The organism is Reichenbachiella sp. (assembly GCF_965223055.1).
Taxonomy (GTDB): Bacteria; Bacteroidota; Bacteroidia; order Cytophagales; family Cyclobacteriaceae; genus Reichenbachiella.
This window is the reverse complement of record NZ_CBDCVM010000010.1, coordinates 294782-311857: the sequence shown is the minus strand read 5'-3', so window position 1 is coordinate 311857 and position 17076 is coordinate 294782. Positions and strand designations below refer to the sequence as shown.

11 protein-coding genes are annotated in these 17076 nt (G+C 39.0%); 4 read left to right on the top strand and 7 right to left on the bottom strand.

The window, feature by feature from the left end; genetic code table 11:
• Positions 1-13: 13 nt before the first annotated feature.
• The 3 genes from ACOQO5_RS09215 to ACOQO5_RS09205 form a co-directional block, all read right to left on the bottom strand.
• The gene (locus ACOQO5_RS09215; protein WP_420581403.1) at positions 14-2410 is read right to left on the bottom strand and encodes an efflux RND transporter permease subunit; all 2397 of its coding nucleotides are present in this window, start codon (positions 2408-2410) and stop codon (positions 14-16) included.
• Between the two features lie 133 nt (positions 2411-2543).
• Positions 2544-3005, bottom strand: coding sequence for a MarR family winged helix-turn-helix transcriptional regulator (locus ACOQO5_RS09210; protein WP_420581402.1), 462 nt, complete (start codon positions 3003-3005; stop codon positions 2544-2546).
• A gap of 614 nt (positions 3006-3619) precedes the next feature.
• The gene (locus ACOQO5_RS09205) at positions 3620-6385 is read right to left on the bottom strand and encodes a phosphoenolpyruvate carboxylase (RefSeq protein ID WP_420581401.1); all 2766 of its coding nucleotides are present in this window, start codon (positions 6383-6385) and stop codon (positions 3620-3622) included.
• A 243-nt stretch (positions 6386-6628) separates the two neighbouring features.
• On the opposite strand from ACOQO5_RS09205, the gene ACOQO5_RS09200 reads away from it, so the two are divergent.
• Entirely contained in the window at positions 6629-6988 is a 360-nt protein-coding gene (locus ACOQO5_RS09200; protein WP_318172083.1) for a LytR/AlgR family response regulator transcription factor, read from the top strand.
• 19 nt (positions 6989-7007) lie between these two features.
• On the opposite strand, the gene bglX is transcribed toward ACOQO5_RS09200, so the two are convergent.
• The 3 genes from bglX to ACOQO5_RS09185 form a co-directional block, all read right to left on the bottom strand.
• The gene (bglX, locus tag ACOQO5_RS09195; protein WP_420581400.1) at positions 7008-9260 is read right to left on the bottom strand and encodes a beta-glucosidase BglX; all 2253 of its coding nucleotides are present in this window, start codon (positions 9258-9260) and stop codon (positions 7008-7010) included.
• Between the two features lie 121 nt (positions 9261-9381).
• Complete coding sequence (locus ACOQO5_RS09190; protein ID WP_420581399.1) at positions 9382-10071, bottom strand: GIN domain-containing protein; 690 nt, start codon at positions 10069-10071, stop codon at positions 9382-9384.
• Positions 10072-10142: 71 nt separating this feature from the next.
• Complete coding sequence (locus tag ACOQO5_RS09185; protein WP_420581398.1) at positions 10143-10952, bottom strand: DUF481 domain-containing protein; 810 nt, start codon at positions 10950-10952, stop codon at positions 10143-10145.
• 85 nt (positions 10953-11037) lie between these two features.
• Here ACOQO5_RS09185 and ACOQO5_RS09180 point away from each other — a divergent pair, with 85 nt between their 5' ends.
• Entirely contained in the window at positions 11038-11772 is a 735-nt protein-coding gene (locus tag ACOQO5_RS09180; protein ID WP_420581397.1) for a pseudouridine synthase, read from the top strand.
• Here ACOQO5_RS09180 and ACOQO5_RS09175 read toward each other — a convergent pair.
• Positions 11761-12978, bottom strand: a complete 1218-nt coding sequence (locus ACOQO5_RS09175) for an NAD(P)/FAD-dependent oxidoreductase (RefSeq protein ID WP_420581396.1) — start codon at positions 12976-12978, stop codon at positions 11761-11763. The two genes, ACOQO5_RS09180 and ACOQO5_RS09175, sit on opposite strands and share 12 nt — an antisense overlap.
• A gap of 99 nt (positions 12979-13077) precedes the next feature.
• Between ACOQO5_RS09175 and ACOQO5_RS09170 the strand changes: the two genes are divergently transcribed.
• Positions 13078-14673, top strand: coding sequence for an ABC-F family ATP-binding cassette domain-containing protein (locus ACOQO5_RS09170; RefSeq protein WP_420581395.1), 1596 nt, complete (start codon positions 13078-13080; stop codon positions 14671-14673).
• Between the two features lie 115 nt (positions 14674-14788).
• The gene (locus ACOQO5_RS09165; RefSeq protein ID WP_420581394.1) at positions 14789-17026 is read left to right on the top strand and encodes a DUF5916 domain-containing protein; all 2238 of its coding nucleotides are present in this window, start codon (positions 14789-14791) and stop codon (positions 17024-17026) included.
• The last annotated feature ends 50 nt before the right edge of the window (positions 17027-17076 follow it).

Here is a 17076-nt window from a genome sequence, read left to right as displayed (position 1 = left end):
AAAACTGATATAATTAAGCAGGGCTTAGTTGGCCCGCATTTACAGTGGTAGACTGTGAATTGGTTTTAGATTTGGTACTTTTCCCAATGTTGAGCAATAGTGCTGGTAGCAATAAGAAGTCTAGTGCCAGAGCAAATGTTATAATCAATACGGTCACCTTTGCCATCCCACTATTCATCCCAAAACTTGACTGAGCTAGAATCGCAAAACCAGCGACTAAAACAATAGTAGTCACTACCAGTGCCTTGCCTACGGTATCAAATGCAAATCGAACGGCTTCTTCCTTACTCTTGTTTAGTTCTCTTCTAGCTCTTAGATATTTAGAAAGGAAGTGAACCGAATCATCCACGATGATTCCCAGGGTCATACCAAACACAATAGATATACCTACATTGATGATACCATTGGTGACTCCCCATACACCGAATCCCACTGCTACAGGTAACAAATTGGGAATCAAACTGATCAGACCATGCCTGAAGCTTCTCAGCACAAACATCAAAATCACTGAGATCAGAATCAAGGCTGCTATACTTCCATTCATCATACTATCCACTTGTCTCTTGGTCAGGTGAGAGAACATGGTTGCTGTACTGGTAGCATCTGAATACATTTCTGCAGGTGCATTTGTTCTCAACCAATTTTGCGCTTCTTGCCCTAAGGCAATAAACTCCTTGGAGGATAGATTTGTCGTCGTAGCTATGAGTCTTGTTTCAGACTTGTCCACATTGATTTGGTTATTCAAATCCAATCCAAAAGGCAAAGACATTTCATAGAGCAATAAAAATTGAGCTGCCTCCTCCCTACTGTCTGGCACTCTATAATAGTTCAAACTATCTCCGTGCATACTCTTGTTGATGCGTCGCGCGATCTCAGAAAAAGCACTTACATGCACTATTTCAGGTTTAGCTTCTAGCCAATACTCAAACTCCTCCAATTTCTTTAAATAAGCGGGGGCATTGATACCTCCCTCTTCCCCTGATCCAAGTGAAAACTCCAGGGTATATATACCTGTCAGATTCTCTGAAATAAAATCAGTATCCTGTCTGAATTGTACTTCTTGATCAAAGTATTTGATAAACTCTTCATTGAATTCATTTTTGGTTATCAAGAGTGTAATCAATAAAGAAGCAGCCACTGACCCCCAAAGTACTTTCTTATCATTGCGAATTACGAACTCAGCCAGTCGACCAAAGAAAGAATTGATTTGAATATCAGATTCGTCCGTTCTTTTCACTTTGACTTTTACTGGAAGAATAGCCATTAAAGCTGGCAGCGTAAAAATTGAATAAGTGAAAGCTCCCAACATACCTACAGAAGTAATATTCCCTAAATCATGGAATGGAGGAGAATCACTAAAATTCATTGATAAGAATCCGATCACTGTAGTCAAACTTGTGATCATCACTGGCACAAAATTGACTCTGATACTTTCTACCAAGGCATCATGTTTAGTCAAACCTTTTCGCATACCTTGCATAAAGGTGATGAGCAAATGAATACTGTCCGCAACAGCCAAAGTCATAATAATAGTAGTGGCTGCCGATGAAGGTGGCGTTAGCATAATTCCAAACCAGCCCGCAAAGCCCATCCCTGTCATGATAGACATGATGATCACAAGCAAAGTGGCAAATGTTCCTGAAAGTGTCCTAGTAGTAATAAAAATGGTAATAATAACCACTAAAAACATGAGTGGAACCAGTGACTGCATATCTCCATAAGCAGACTCTTGAAATGCCCCCGAAAGCATGATCATTCCAGACAGGTAGGTTTTCAGATTTGGATTCTCTTGTTCGAATTTGGTAGTTAGTTCTCGAACATGGGCGATGATTTCCGAACCCTCCTCCATATTTTCACCTGGGAGTTGCACCGTAATATTCACAGCAGTTAGGTTGGCATCCTCATTGATCAAACGATCCTTTAAAAGGATTTCGTCAATAGCGATTTGCTTTACTGCTTCAATCTGTTCCGGTGCATACTCGGTAGAGTTTTGGATCAAATCATCCACGTACAAATCATCTGCGACAGCCTTGGTGTGCTGAAAATTAGTAATGGCGTCTACCCTGGTCGAATATGGGGTCTGCCACGAATCCGCAGTTAGTTTTTCTACGGCAGCCAATGTTTCCTTAGTAAACACCTTCCCATCCTTGGGTTCAATGACTATGAAAACGTTATCGTCTTTAGTGTACTTATTTTGTAGGGCGTCGAACGCCAACATCTGAGGATTATCATCACTAAAAAAAACATGATAATCACTATTGAAGCCTACATGTCGGCCTCCACTTCCTATTAATGCAGTGAATGCTAAACTCACTACTAATACTAACCATCTCCACTTAATCACCCATTTAGCGAAGCTGATCACTTTCTGTTGTCCCTTTTCCTTGAACTCGTTGATTGCTTTTGTCATTAGTATCTGGTTATTGAATGAGCGGGTGAATCTCAACAAAGTATAGATCACCCTGGTTGGATGACTATTACGACAACCAAATACTATGGTTTCAATATATTACGATTTTCGTAATATTAATATTTAGGGATAATTATTTAGCAGTAGGAACGTAGTTGACCAGGTTATCTGATATTCGCTGGAGCAAATGAATGAGCTCGACTTGTTCTTTTTCAGAAAGCCCACCGAGCATAGCCCCTCCCATGTGATGTAGTGTACTTTGAAGCAAGTTGAAAGAATCTTGGCCGAACTTACTCAAACCGATCTTAATTGTACGACGGTCCTCCTTTGAGTGATAGCGTTTGAGGTAGCCTTTTTCTACCAACTTGTCAATCACCCCTGTCGTAGTGCTCACAGGAATACCCAAATAGCCTGCTATATCACGCATGATCACATCGTGATTCTTTCCAACAAAAGTCAAAACTGAAAAGTCCCGCTTACTGATATCTTTAGAAAGCTCGATACAAGTATTATCTGCTTCTTGCATTTTCATCAATAATGCTTCCAAGCATTGTGTAAACTTACAAATCTTCTCATCCATTAAGTCCTCTTTCATTTTGCCTTAAGTTCCCGTTTAATTGGATATATAATTTACAAAGATAATTGAATTCACTCTTCTCTAAAGATCAAAAAACTCCCGCTTCACTCATTCCCTAGTGTTAAAACTAAAAATTCGGAGATACAATTAATTCCATCCAAATAGTCATTAATTGTACTTTGACTATGTATTTGAGAAATATTTAGGCAATAATTGTCGTAAATTGTACTTTTTCTACATTTTGTTTTATTTATTCAATATGATTATTTATATTTGAATTATAATAATTCGCAGTTAACAAACCTCTAAACGAAAAACCCATGTTACAGGCACTATTTTCCCGAACAAAAGACACAAGCAAATCGCTCAAATTAAAATTCAACAAAAACGAAAAATCGTGGGTTGTACTAAAAGGTCATAGTATCATGTTCATTGGTGGCGAAGATCAATGCAAGACCTACATCAATAACTTTTCTTAAAAAAAAGGCATAAAAAAAGAGATCTGCCGATCTCTTCGAAATAATTGAATTCGTCTCTTTCAGACGAAAGCGTGAAGGACTTCACCCCTTTTCCACCTGCCTTATTAAGCAATGACACATTTATAGTATGAATGTGTTTTTTTATGGTTTTTTTTATCCTGTGTTCCGCATAGCACTTGCAATTGCGTTAATAGTTAACATTAACTCACGCTGCATTTCACTGACACCTTTTCCATTCGCTTTATCCGCTCTCCAAAGCTTGAGCAATTCAATTTGCTTCTCATGTAAATGAGCCATCAATGGAGACCTTAGATGGTTTGAATAATAGTGGTTTACTCTTCTGGATTCAATTTCTTCACCTAACAAGTCCAACAACAATTCACGCGTCAGCTGCAATTCAGATAAAAACATTTCCGAGAACTCTTTCTTGACCTTGTCATCTTCAACCAGTTCTGAATATGCTTTTATAACACTCTCGTCTGTTGCTGCCAAACTCGTGTCTACATTGGTGAGTACATATCTTATAAACGAATCTTTCTTTGTAGCCTCTTTAAACTTTTGATAATCTTCAGGATTTGAATTTTTTAAGTTATTCAATGAACTACCTACTCCATACCAACTCGTCATATGAAATCTAGACTGACTCCATGAGAATACCCAGGGAATAGCTCTTAAATCATCTAATGAATTGGCCCCGGTTCTTTTAGCCGGTCTGGATCCAATCTTGCTCGTTTCAATGGCATCGATAGGCGTAGCTTGACGGAAAAACTGAATAAAACCTTCATGATGAGTTAAAGCTTCATAATGGTCTTTGCTTTGCTTTGCCAGATTATTCAATACATCAGCTAATGGGTGATATTCTCGTTGGGTACGCTCATCCAATATCGTTTTTGAAAGTGAGTTCGCCACCAGAAGCTCTAAGTTGTATTCCGCATTTACCTTGTTTTCATACTTCTGTGCAATGGTTTCCCCTTGCTCAGTTAATCTCACATTTCCTTGAATGGCTTGGTATGGCAAAGCTTTGATGAAATAGTGTGTAGGTCCAGATCCTCTGCTAATGGATCCTCCTTTTCCATGAAAGAATGTGATTTTTACTCCATGCTTTTCTCCTATTTCACTTAATTTAAATTGAGCTTTATACAAATTCCATTGACTGGCTATAATACCTCCGTCTTTGTTACTATCACTGTACCCTACCATGACTTGTTGGCGCAGATTTCTATAGCTTCTTACTTTTCTAAAATGCTCCAGGCTTCTCTTTGTAAAGTCATGGTTCAGGAAGCCCTCTAGAATAACCGGTCCATTTTCTAAATCTTCAATAGTCTCCAATAATGGAACCACAGGAATTTCACAAACTAACCCTTCTTCAATTTGCTTGGTCAACCCAGCCTCTCTAGCCAATAGATAGACAGCAAGTAAATCAGAAAGTGACCTAGTCATACTAACGATAAAAGACCCTATACCTTCTCCACCATATTTAGAAACATGCGCTTCTACTACTCTATAGCAAGACAATACTGCTTGAGCATTTTCTCCTAGTTCAGCACTTTGATGCGTGAAGGGTCTATTGGATTTCAATTCTTTATTTAAGAATTCAAGCCTCTTTTCTTCGCTCCATTCAGAGAAATTAGTTTCTTCAAATTGTGCTGCCTGCAAGAGTTGTTCAATAGCCTTATCATGGAACGCACTGTTTTGACGAACATCTAACTTAGCCAGGTGAAAACCAAAAGTCTGCACATTTCTGATAGTAATGTTCACATCATCAAAGGCAATCGATTTTGCTCCATAAGTCAACAAACTCCTTTTTAGCAGATCAAGATCCTCTAACATTTGATAGGCAAACCTATAGCTACCAGGATGCTCAGATAACTGTGTGGCATGACCACGCTGTGTATCTACAGGTAGTTTTGCTAATATCAAATTTGAAAACTGCCTGAAGGCTTCTCCTTTATTTCTTTCAAGCGCCTCATTTCCTATTTCACCTAATTCAGCAACCATCTCATCTATTCTCGATTTGAGCGGCGCATCGCATTCATTGAGTTCACAGGCAAAACTCAATTGTTTCACCAGTGCAATAAGTTTTCTTCTAATAACCACAAATGCATTCAACCGGAGCGCTTCCAAAGTCTCAGCAGTAACCGTGTCTGTTACTAATGGATGGCCATCCCGATCACCACCTACCCAGTTACCAAAACTGATCTTAGGAAAACTGTGATGATCAAGCAATTTTTGCTTCGACAACCCACAAGCTTTCCATGCCTGTATCAATCGTCTATCAAGAACAGGAATTACTTCCGGGAACACATTCACCAAATAATGAATAATGTTTCTAAGTTCAGAACTGAGATCTGGTTTTTCCATGTAGATTTCACCAGTCTTCCACAACCTATAAAGTGTCAATTTGATATTGTGCCTTATGTTCATCAGTTCCTTTTTAGAAAACATCTTGTTTTCTAAACTGACGAGAAGCAAATACAAATCTCTGTGATGATCTAAAACAGTGGCACGTTTTGCTTCGGTTGGGTGAGCTGTCAGGACTGGTTCGATTTGCATCTGAGGCATTTTATCCAAAATCGCCTCTTCAGTTACACCCTCATCCAATAAACTTTTAATATTATTGGCGAACAATCCGCTTACTGAGGTGAAATCCTTTTCATTTTCTACAGAACGTCGATGTTGAACCGCACCATTGACCTCAGCCATATTCACCAACTGAAAAACAAGCGAATACAATTGTATATGCTTGTCTGACATCTGCGTGCCATTTTCAAAAGGATAATCATTGATAAAAGGGATCTCATTAGCAATAGTCTCTTCACCATTATCAATTAATACCTCTTTCAAACACTCTAGTAAAAACTCAAAATCCTCGTATGGCTTTCCAAGTCTCTCCTTTACTTCTGCTAATATTGAATTCATTCCCAATTAAATTATGAATATTGTATAAAATTGGGCTTATTGTTGTTAAATGTTACTGCAATTTAGAGAAATATTGCAAGGACTCATAAAATAAATTAAAATTGTTAAATAATAAACATATCAAGATTACATTGAAAATATTAAAGATGAAGTACTAATTTGTGAAAGTAAATTTCGATTACTTAAATAAATTGGTTAAGATTGAAGTGCTTTTAAATTAACACACCACCACCACGATTATTCATGGAAAAATATAGATGCGTTGCAATTGATGATGACTTAGTTTATCTCGAGATTTTCAAAAAATTAGCAGAAAAAGTAGACTGTATAGACTTGGTTGGTACTTTTAGTAGTGCAATTGATGGAGCGGTAGGTGTATCTAAGTTGAAACCCCAAGTTCTATTCTTAGATATCGAGATGCCGTATTTAGACGGTTATGAAACGATTTCTACTTTAGAAGAGAAACCAAAAATCGTTATCGTGTCTTCACACCTCGAATACGAAACTGATGAGCTTAAAATCGACGTAAAAAAATACGTTCGCAAGCCGTTCGAAGGGCCTGAGCAATTAGAAGAAATTGTAAAAGAGGTGATGGAAGCTTAGTCCACCACTCTCCTTTTCATCACTTAACCCAAAAATTCTTTTTCATACTTGCCTCAGCATGACTTCCTACATAGACAGAGAACTGACCTGACTCAAGCACCAGTTTATTTTCTGCATTGTAAAATTTCAAATCTGAAGCGTCAATTGACAGTTCTATTGTCTTTGACTCATTCGGGTTCAATTTCACCCGCTGAAATTTCTTCAGCTCTTTGACTGGTCTGGTAAGTGACCCAACATGATCTTGGATATACAATTGTACAGTTTCTGTACCAAAGGACTTTCCTGTATTCGTTAATTTGAATTTCACTTTAAGCATGTCATTTGAAGCTAAAGTATCTTCCGATATACTGAGGTCGGTATATTCAAAACTAGTATATGACAATCCATAACCGAATGGATACTGAGGCCTAAAACCATCGTCTAGATAGTGCGAGTTATTACCCAATGAACTTTGCCATGCACCAATAGGAATGTCATCTATCCCGACAAATGAAGCCTCACTCGCAGGTCGTCCAGTATTCTTATAGTTGTAATATATCGGTACTTGCCCCACTGATTTAGGCCAAGTCACTGGCAACCTACCAGAAGGATTATACTCTCCCAGCAACACATCAGTAATTGCTGGTCCGCCCATTGTACCTGGATGCCAAGCCATTAAAACTGCATCTACGTCATGAATAATATTCTCAAGTACGATTGGTCTGCCAGCCTGAATTACCAGCACAATTGGTTTATTAGTTTTTGCTCGGATGGTTTGAATCAATTCTTCCTGTGCTCCAGGTAAATTGATATGTGCCCTACTGTGTGCCTCTCCAGACAAAATAGCCTCTTCTCCTGCAAAGAATAAAACGACGTCGCTTTGCTTTGCTGCGCTTACGGCATCCGAAAATTGAGAAGTCGAACGATCCCTACTATATTCCAGTCCTTTAGCCACTTTTACCTTTTGCTCTCCAATTCTATCCAACAGGGCAGTCAAAGGCGTCACTGAATCTTTCTGATCTCCATCGAATATCCATGTCCCCAATTGATCCAACGGTGCATGGGCCAATGGCCCAATGACTGCTACTTTTTGAGTTGTTCGCAAGGGCAATATATCGCCCTCGTTTTTCAGTAGCACTATACTCTGCAATGCTGACTCCTGAGCTTTTTCTAAGTGGCTATCTGACAGAATAGCTTCTTCATTTTCTTTCCGATAAGGCTGGTCAAATAATCCCATTCTGAATTTAACTCGTAAAATGGCACGTACCATTCGATTGAGTACCTTTTCATCTAGTTTTCCTTCATTTATTAGTTCCTCAAGGAAATTGTCATACGCCTGACTGGTCATTTCCATATCAACTCCAGCTCTTGCTGCTTTGAACGCCGCATCCTTTTCGTCCGCACAATAGCCGTGGGCTATCATTTCTGTCACAGAATTCCAGTCACTCACCACAAAACCATCAAATGTCCATTCCTGTCTCAACACCTGATTCAATAAAAGTTTATTTCCAGAAACCGGAATGCCATTCAATTCATTGAATCCAGACATGAAGGTTTGGACACCAGCATCCACCGCAGATTTGAATGGTGGTAGGTATACATTTCTTAGCAATGCTTCGTGAATTATAGCCGTGTTGTAATCACGCCCTCCTTCGGCTGCTCCATAGCCCACAAAGTGCTTAGCACAGGCCACCATACTCGTTGGATCTTTCAAGTCTTTGCCTTGAAAACCTCTCACATAGGCAGCCGATAATTCTGAAGCTAGAAAAGGATCCTCTCCTGGAGACTCTGCAATTCTACCCCAGCGAGGGTCCCTGGCTATATCGAGCATAGGCGCAAAGGTCCAGCGCACACCATAGCTGCTTGCTTCTACAGCCGCAACTCTTGCTCCATCTTCAACCAATGCGGGATTCCAGGTAGCTGCCTGTCCTAATGGAATTGGAAAAATGGTCTTAAAACCATGAATAACATCTCTGGCAAAAATAAGCGGGATACCGTTTGGACTTTCTTCTACTGCTATGCGCTGAAGCTCATCAACAAACTCTTTATTCATCACATTGATCAGTGAACCCACTCTACCTTCTCTGACGGCCGTCTTGAGTTCTTCTGACAAAGTACCTTTGACTCGACTGGACGTGCCACGTTGCGCTGTTTGCCCAATTTTCTCTGTTAGTGTCATTTTTGACAGTAACGAATCAATTTGTTGCTCCAAAGTATCTTGAGCAATTGGTTGATTCGGCTCACAGCCAAATGAACAAAAGAGGACAACGAAAGGTAGAATTAGTATTCTCATATTTTAAATTTTCATCAAAATTCAAAAAAATACCAGCTAACCTACCATGAGATTTATAACATAAAAAGGGGGTAATTCTATTGAATCACCCCCTACCTTTATTAAGAGTAAAATTTGGCACTTATCTTTTTTGTATTCTGCCTCCCAGATTACTGTCGGCAAGCACTTTATCAGGATCACCTTTATAATACAAAGAACCACCTGTTCCAGCATCCACTTCGAGTCTATCTTTCACTGAAACTTCCCCAGAACCTCCTGAGCTAACATCTGCCTTAATGGCGCCGCACATGAGATCATACCCTTCGAATTTACCAGCAGAGCTCGCATCCAAATCTAAAGAAGCACAACTACCAGAAAGCTCAACACTACCAGCACTACTTACATTCACTTCCAAGTCAGTAACATCCAATTCCAGCTCTATACGACCTGCGCTACTCGCGTTTACCTCGAAGCCCTTGGCCTTGATATTAGATTTTGAATAGACAGAAGCTGCAGAGCTTACTGATATTTCATCAATGTTTTTATAAGTCAAACGAACAACAACTTCTCCTCTATTATTGGAGTTGTTTCGATTCGAATTCTTCCGTTCGATATTCAATTCAGACCCTCTGATTTCTGTAATCACATCATCTAATTCAATATCATCCACTTCTACAACAGCCTCATTCTTATTGCCTTGCGTAATGATCAACTCAATAGCTTCGCCTACTTCAATTGAACTAAAACTATCGAAACTTCTGGTTTCTTTTTCTTGAGCTACTCCGACCATTGTCATTGAAAGGAGTATCATGAATAGCAGTATCTTTTTCATAATTGTATATACTTTGAGTTTTAAAATTTACATCAAAGACTAATATGTAAGTCAAAGGGTTGCATCAATCGTCAGAATTGATATCTCAATCCATTCTGAAATGAATAAATGGTCTTGTTAATAGGAATGACTGGCTTATTTTCATAATAAATAGCGCCTTCAACAATAAATCCAAAATGTTTAGAAATGGTAAAGGCCAATTGAAGTTGGCTGCTTATTCTTTGCCTTACTTGTTTAATATCCCGATCATAACCAAATTGATAAAAGGCAATAAATGCCAAATTCACATGGTCTGAGAGTCCTATATTACTTTTCACATAGTTAGACGACTTAGTCATTTTATTGACAGTGTATGTCCCATCATCGGCCAAATTGCCCCATTTCTCATGTTCATAAAGCACACCTGACCCAATATCCAACTCAACAACATCTGAATTGATCAATCGATATTTTAGACCTCCTCCTCCTAATGCTCTTAAATCCAAAAATCTACTATAATCAAAAGAACATTGTACGTATAATTCAATTGACAGATCCTTTTTTCTATCAAAATTGATCCGATAGTGAGCAAACCCTGTACTAATTACAGGATCTCCAGTAGCCTGATAATGATTAAGTTGACCAGACAAAAAATGTGCATTTCTTTCAGACACATAAATTATATCTAAGCTTGATTCCAGAGCCAATAGTGAAGCTTCCTCATTAGGTGTTGGGCTTCGGTTGTCTATTTGAAAAAAGAAATTCAACCAACCCATCCAATAATTAGCTGAATCTGTAGTCACATCATGTTTGTTCACATTTAGAATTTGAGCTTTTGTGGTCGAGGTCAAAGAAACAAGCACAACCAAAAAAACAATCCTCAGAATTTTCTGAATGACCATCTTCATATTATTGAATTTAGAAATTGTTGTGGCAAGTCACAACTATAGTTAACAATAAGAGGTGACAAACTTGTAATTTTGGCAAATGCAGGAAGATCTGGCATCCAAAGCTAACGCCACAAATACACTGGACATACTATATCAAGACGAACATTTTGTTGCGATCAACAAACCACATGGACTACTTGTCCATCGCTCTAAAATGGCTACTAATACCAATGAGTATGCAGTTCAGCAATTACGTGATCAGCTAGGCCAGCACGTACATCCTGCTCACAGACTAGACAGAAAAACCAGCGGCGTGTTGCTCTTTGCTCTTAGCAAGTCTGCATTATCAGCCATAAGGGAGGTATTCGAAAATGAGGAGATGACTAAGAAATATTGGGCCATTCTTAGGGGTTTCGCAGCACCTGAAGGGTTGATTGATTACGCGCTAACCAATGACAAAGGAAAAACTCAAGAAGCGCAAACAGCCTATATAACTCTGGACAAAACTGAAATCGATGTGCCCTTTGGGAAACATACTACCTCCCGGTACTCATGGGTAGAAGCCAGACCCCGTACAGGCCGTATGCATCAGCTGAGAAAACACTTTGCTCATATATTTCATCCTATCATAGGAGATAGACCACATGGATGCAACAAACAGAACAAATTATTTTTAGAAAAATGGAAAATGGGTACCATGCTATTGCATGCCAAATCACTGCATTTTATTCACCCTATCACAGGCAAGCCAATTGATATCCAGGCACCTGCTCAATCTGAATTTGTCAGGATGGTTGAAGTATTAAAGTTTAATAATGAACTACTGAGCTAATTTGCCAGCCACAAAACCCGTAGACCAGGCCGCTTGAAAATTGAATCCACCGGTAATGCCATCTACATCTAATACTTCTCCAGCGAAGAACATTCCCGGCAATTTTCTGCTTTGCATCGTATTGAAATCAACTTCCGATAGATCCACACCACCACAAGTCACAAATTCTTCTTTGAACGTTGTCTTACCCACTACAGCATATTCATCATTGAGTAACACATTGATTACACGATTTTTGTCCTTCTTTTTCACTTCCGCCCAAATGGTATTTTTATTAAGGTCGATCCTCACTAATAAATAGTCCCAAAGACGATTAGGAACATCAATCGGTTTTGCATTGTAGACCTTCTTTTTTGACTCTTTCTCTGACACACTTACCACCTGCTTTCTGAGTTGCTCTTCGTTCATGCCACCTGCCCAATTCACCTGAACTTTAAAGTTGTAATTCATGTCAAACAATTGCCTTGCGCCCCACGCAGATAATTTAAGAACAGCTGGTCCACTCAATCCCCAATGCGTAACTAGTATAGGTCCATCTTGCACCATCTTGGTTCCCTGAATCTTAACTACTGCATTAGGAATGGCCAATCCCATCAATGCTTTGAGTTTCTTTTCCTGAGGAATATTAAATGTAAATAGTGAAGGCACGGGTTCTACTATTTTGTGCCCCAATTGGCGCAACCAGTCATAACCATTTGATTTGGGACTGCCTCCTGTAGCTACAATGACTGCATCGAAGAGATCAGTAGCTGCAGATTCAAAAGTTACTTCAAATCCCCCCTGGGCATGAGGTATTAACTTTGAAATACTCTTTTTGGTAAACAACATGACATCCAATCGTTCCACCTCATTTCGCAAACAATCTATGATAGTCTGTGAGTCATCAGTGATTGGAAACATCCTTCCATCGGATTCAGCCTTCAATTGCACTCCTCTGCTCTCGAACCATTGTATGGTGTCCATTCGGTTAAAGTAATTGAAGGACTTCTTCAATTTTTTTTGTCCGCGGGGATAATAGCGTAAAAAATCAGCTTGCTGCTCGCAAGCATTTGTCACGTTACACCTTCCTCCACCAGATACCTTCACTTTAGCCAACGTTTTGGCTGATTTTTCAAAAATCGAAACGATGGCTCCCGGATGATGTGCCTTACATGAAATCGCTGCAAAAAAACCTGCAGCACCTCCTCCTATTACCGCTACTTTCATATTAGAGCGTGTCTATTTTGATGCTATGCCAATATTAGAACTTATTTTTCTTTTGCCCATTAAAAGAAGTAACTTTGCGCCTTCAAAATTACAGTAGATATGATTTCAGTAAATAACGTTTCTTTACAATACGGTAAGCGAGTTTTATTCGACGAGGTAAATATCAAATTCACTCAAGGCAACTGCTATGGAGTGATTGGAGCCAATGGCGCCGGTAAGTCAACGTTTCTGAAAATACTCTCAGGAGAAATATCACCCAATTCTGGTCAGGTAGTATTGGACCCAGGAAAAAGACTAGCCGTACTTTCTCAAAATCACCACGCATTTGATGAAGAAACAGCCATCCATACTGTGATGCAAGGTCATGGTACATTATGGGAAATCATGCAAGAAAAGGATGCTTTGTATGCCAAAGCTGATTTTTCAGAAGAAGATGGAATTCGAACGTCGGAATTGGAGGAAAAATTTGCCGAAATGGATGGTTGGAATGCTGAGCCAGATGCAGCGGCCTTATTGAGCGGCTTGGGAATTGTAGAAGACGATCACTACAGGCAGATGAAAGATCTAAATGGTAACCAAAAAGTAAGAGTGCTTTTGGCTCAAGCTCTTTTTGGAAATCCGGATGTTTTGATTCTGGATGAGCCTACCAACGACCTGGATATCAATACTATTTCCTGGTTAGAAGACTTTTTACTTGAATTTAAAAATACTGTGATTGTAGTGTCTCACGATAGACACTTCTTGGATACGGTGTGTACTCATACTGCAGATATTGACTTTAGCGCTATCAATGTATTTACTGGAAACTATAGTTTCTGGTATCAGTCTAGTCAGTTGGCCCTAAACCAAAGAACTTCAGCCAACAAAAAGGCAGAAGAAAAGAAAAAAGAACTGCAGGACTTTATAGCTCGATTCAGTGCAAATGCAGCCAAATCCAAGCAAGCTACTTCCAGAAAGAAATTACTAGACAAGATAAATATCGAAGAAATCAAACCTTCTTCGCGTAGATATCCTGCGATCATCTTCAATCAAAACAGAGAAGCTGGTGATCAAATCCTTGAAGTCAAAGGACTATCAAAATCACTGGATGGCAAGCCACTTTTCAGTAATCTCGATTTCTTCGTTAACAAGGGTGATAAAATTGCATTCCTAGCTAAAGATGGCTTAGCCACAACTGCCCTATTCAAGATTTTGAATGAAGAAATGGAGGCTGACAGCGGTCAATATAAATTTGGTCAGACGATCACAAAAGCCTTTCTACCCAACGAAAACGCCGAATACTTCGAAGAGAAACTTAACCTGATCGACTGGTTGAGACAATATTCTGATGGAGAAAAAGACGAAGTTTATATCCGTGGCTTCCTTGGCAAAATGCTATTCTCTGGAGAAGAAACATTTAAAATGTGTGATGTATTATCTGGAGGAGAGAAAGTACGTTGTATGATTTCAAAAATGATGCTTGCTGGTGGCAATGTATTGATACTTGACGAGCCAACGAACCATTTGGATCTCGAATCTATCCAAGCCTTCAATAATGCTTTGAAAGATTTCCCTGGCACTGTACTATTCACTTCTCATGACCATGAGTTTGTTCAAACTGTCGCAGACAGAATTATAGAATTGAAGCCTGATGGCTATGTAGATAAGCTAAGCACTTTCGATGAATACATGAGTAGCATTCAGACAACTGATTAATATTTATCATTGAATTAGTTGACTCAACACTCAGATCAACCGTTTAGCACAATGTCACTAGTCGAACCAAAGAAGAAGAGTTTTCTTTGCCGACTTATTGAGTAAATAAAGAATCTTGAGTAAAAAAATTCTATACACGGCACTGCTAGTTATCTTTTTCCTCCCATCCTTTGGTCAGGATATGATTTATCATATTAGGAAGACGGATTCTCCAATTAAAATTGATGGCGTATTAGATGAGGCCGTTTGGGAACAACTGGATGTGGCTCAAAATTTCTTCCAGTATTTTCCAAGTGACAGCTCTAAAGCAGATTCACAGACTGAGATAAGGCTCACTTATGATGATCATTTTCTATACTTCTCAGCTAAGATGTATAATCAATCTGAAGACAGAGATTATGTAGTGCCCTCTTTCAGAAGAGATTACAGAGGAAATCAAATTGATGGCATCTCTCTACTATTTGATACTTTTCAAGACAAAACCAATGCGTTTCAATTTGGAGTAAACTCATATGGTGTTCAGAGAGAAGGTCTTATTGCTGGAGGATTTGGCGGAACTTCCTGGTCCTGGGATAACAAGTGGTATGCGGAAGCCAAAAAGTATCCCGGCTATTGGGTAGCTGAAGGAGCTATTCCTTTTAAATCCATTCGATTTAAAGAGGGCATGGACCAATGGAATATTAATTTCTATCGTTTGGATAGTGAAAATGGTGAGAGGTCTACTTGGAATCAAATACCAAGAAATTATGATATAAAATCCTTAGCATTTACAGGCGTATTGCAATGGGACCAGCCCTTACAAAAACCAGGATCCAACATTTCCATTATACCGTATGCTGCGACAGAAATCAACAGAGATTTTGAAGATGAAAATCAATCAAGCGCGGATTCAAAAGTCAACTTTGGTGGAGATGCCAAGATCGCTATTGGATCTGGGCTCAACTTAGACCTCACAGTTAATCCCGACTTTTCTCAAGTGGAAGTAGATCAGCAAGTGACTAACCTGGATCGATTTGAGCTGTTCTTTCCAGAAAAAAGACAGTTCTTTTTAGAAAACGCGGACCTCTTTTCCAATTTTGGGCATCCCTACTATGCGAGAACATTTTTCTCAAGACGGATAGGTATTGTCAATGACACAATCAATGATGAAATCAGACCAAACAAAATACTTTACGGTGCACGTTTGAGTGGTAAGCTAGATAATAATTGGCGAATTGGACTTTTAAATATGCAAACTGAATCAATTGAAGATATTAATTTACCTTCTTTCAATTATTCATTCGCCGCTCTTCAACGCAAAGTATTTGCAAGATCCAACATTGGGGCTGTAGTAGTCAACAAACAAAGTTTCGACTCTCCAAATGACAACATGGATTTTGACCCAGATCACTATAACCGCGTTTTTGGGCTAGACTACAACCTTGCATCAGCCAATAACAAATGGATAGGAAAAGCTTCTTATCAACGGTCTTGGGATAGCGATAGTATAGATGTAGAAGAATATGCTCATTCCTTTTGGTTGGCTTACCGTGGACGAGATTGGCGTGTTGAATGGGCACATACATTGGTCGGTAAAGGTTTCAATGCTGAAATGGGATTTGTACCAAGAAATGGACTTTTCAGGATTGAAAATACCTTAGCTCGGAACTTTTACCCTAAAAAAGGACCAATTAATTTCCATCAATTAGAAGCAACTTTAGAGACGCTTTGGGGAGATACGGAAACCACTGGTGAACAAGTAAAATCTGATCAACTAGTTGCAATCACGGAGAATATTCAATTTCAAAACACATCGAGACTAGACCTCTCATTGAGAAGTAGATTTACGTATTTATTCAACTCCTTCGACCCAACCAATACTGATGGGCAAGAATTGCCCGCAGATACTGAATATACTTACCGATGGTTTTGGGCTAGATATGGATCAGATCAACGCAAACTATTTTCTTATAGCATCGTCGGGCAATACGGTGAATATTTCAATGGAAAACGATTTAGACTAGGCGGAGACATCAGTTATAGAATCCAGCCTTTCGCAGCATTTAGTTTAAATCTGAATTACAATAGATTATCCATGCCTGTTCCATACAACAGCGCTGACCTTGTATTGATTGGTTCTAGAATAGACCTGACCATGACCAGAAATCTATTTCTTACGTCTTTTCTACAATACAATAATCAAGCAGAGAATTTCAATATCAACACAAGATTACAGTGGAGATTCAAGCCTGTGTCAGATTTTTTTATTGTGTATACCGACAACTACGCTACGATGGATATGAACCAAGATTTTGGTCTTCAGAAAAGGAACCGAGCACTGGTTATAAAGCTGACCTACTGGCTAAACTTGTAATCGAAACCTGTTTAAGTACTCATATCTTAACCATTAAAAATCAAGTACAT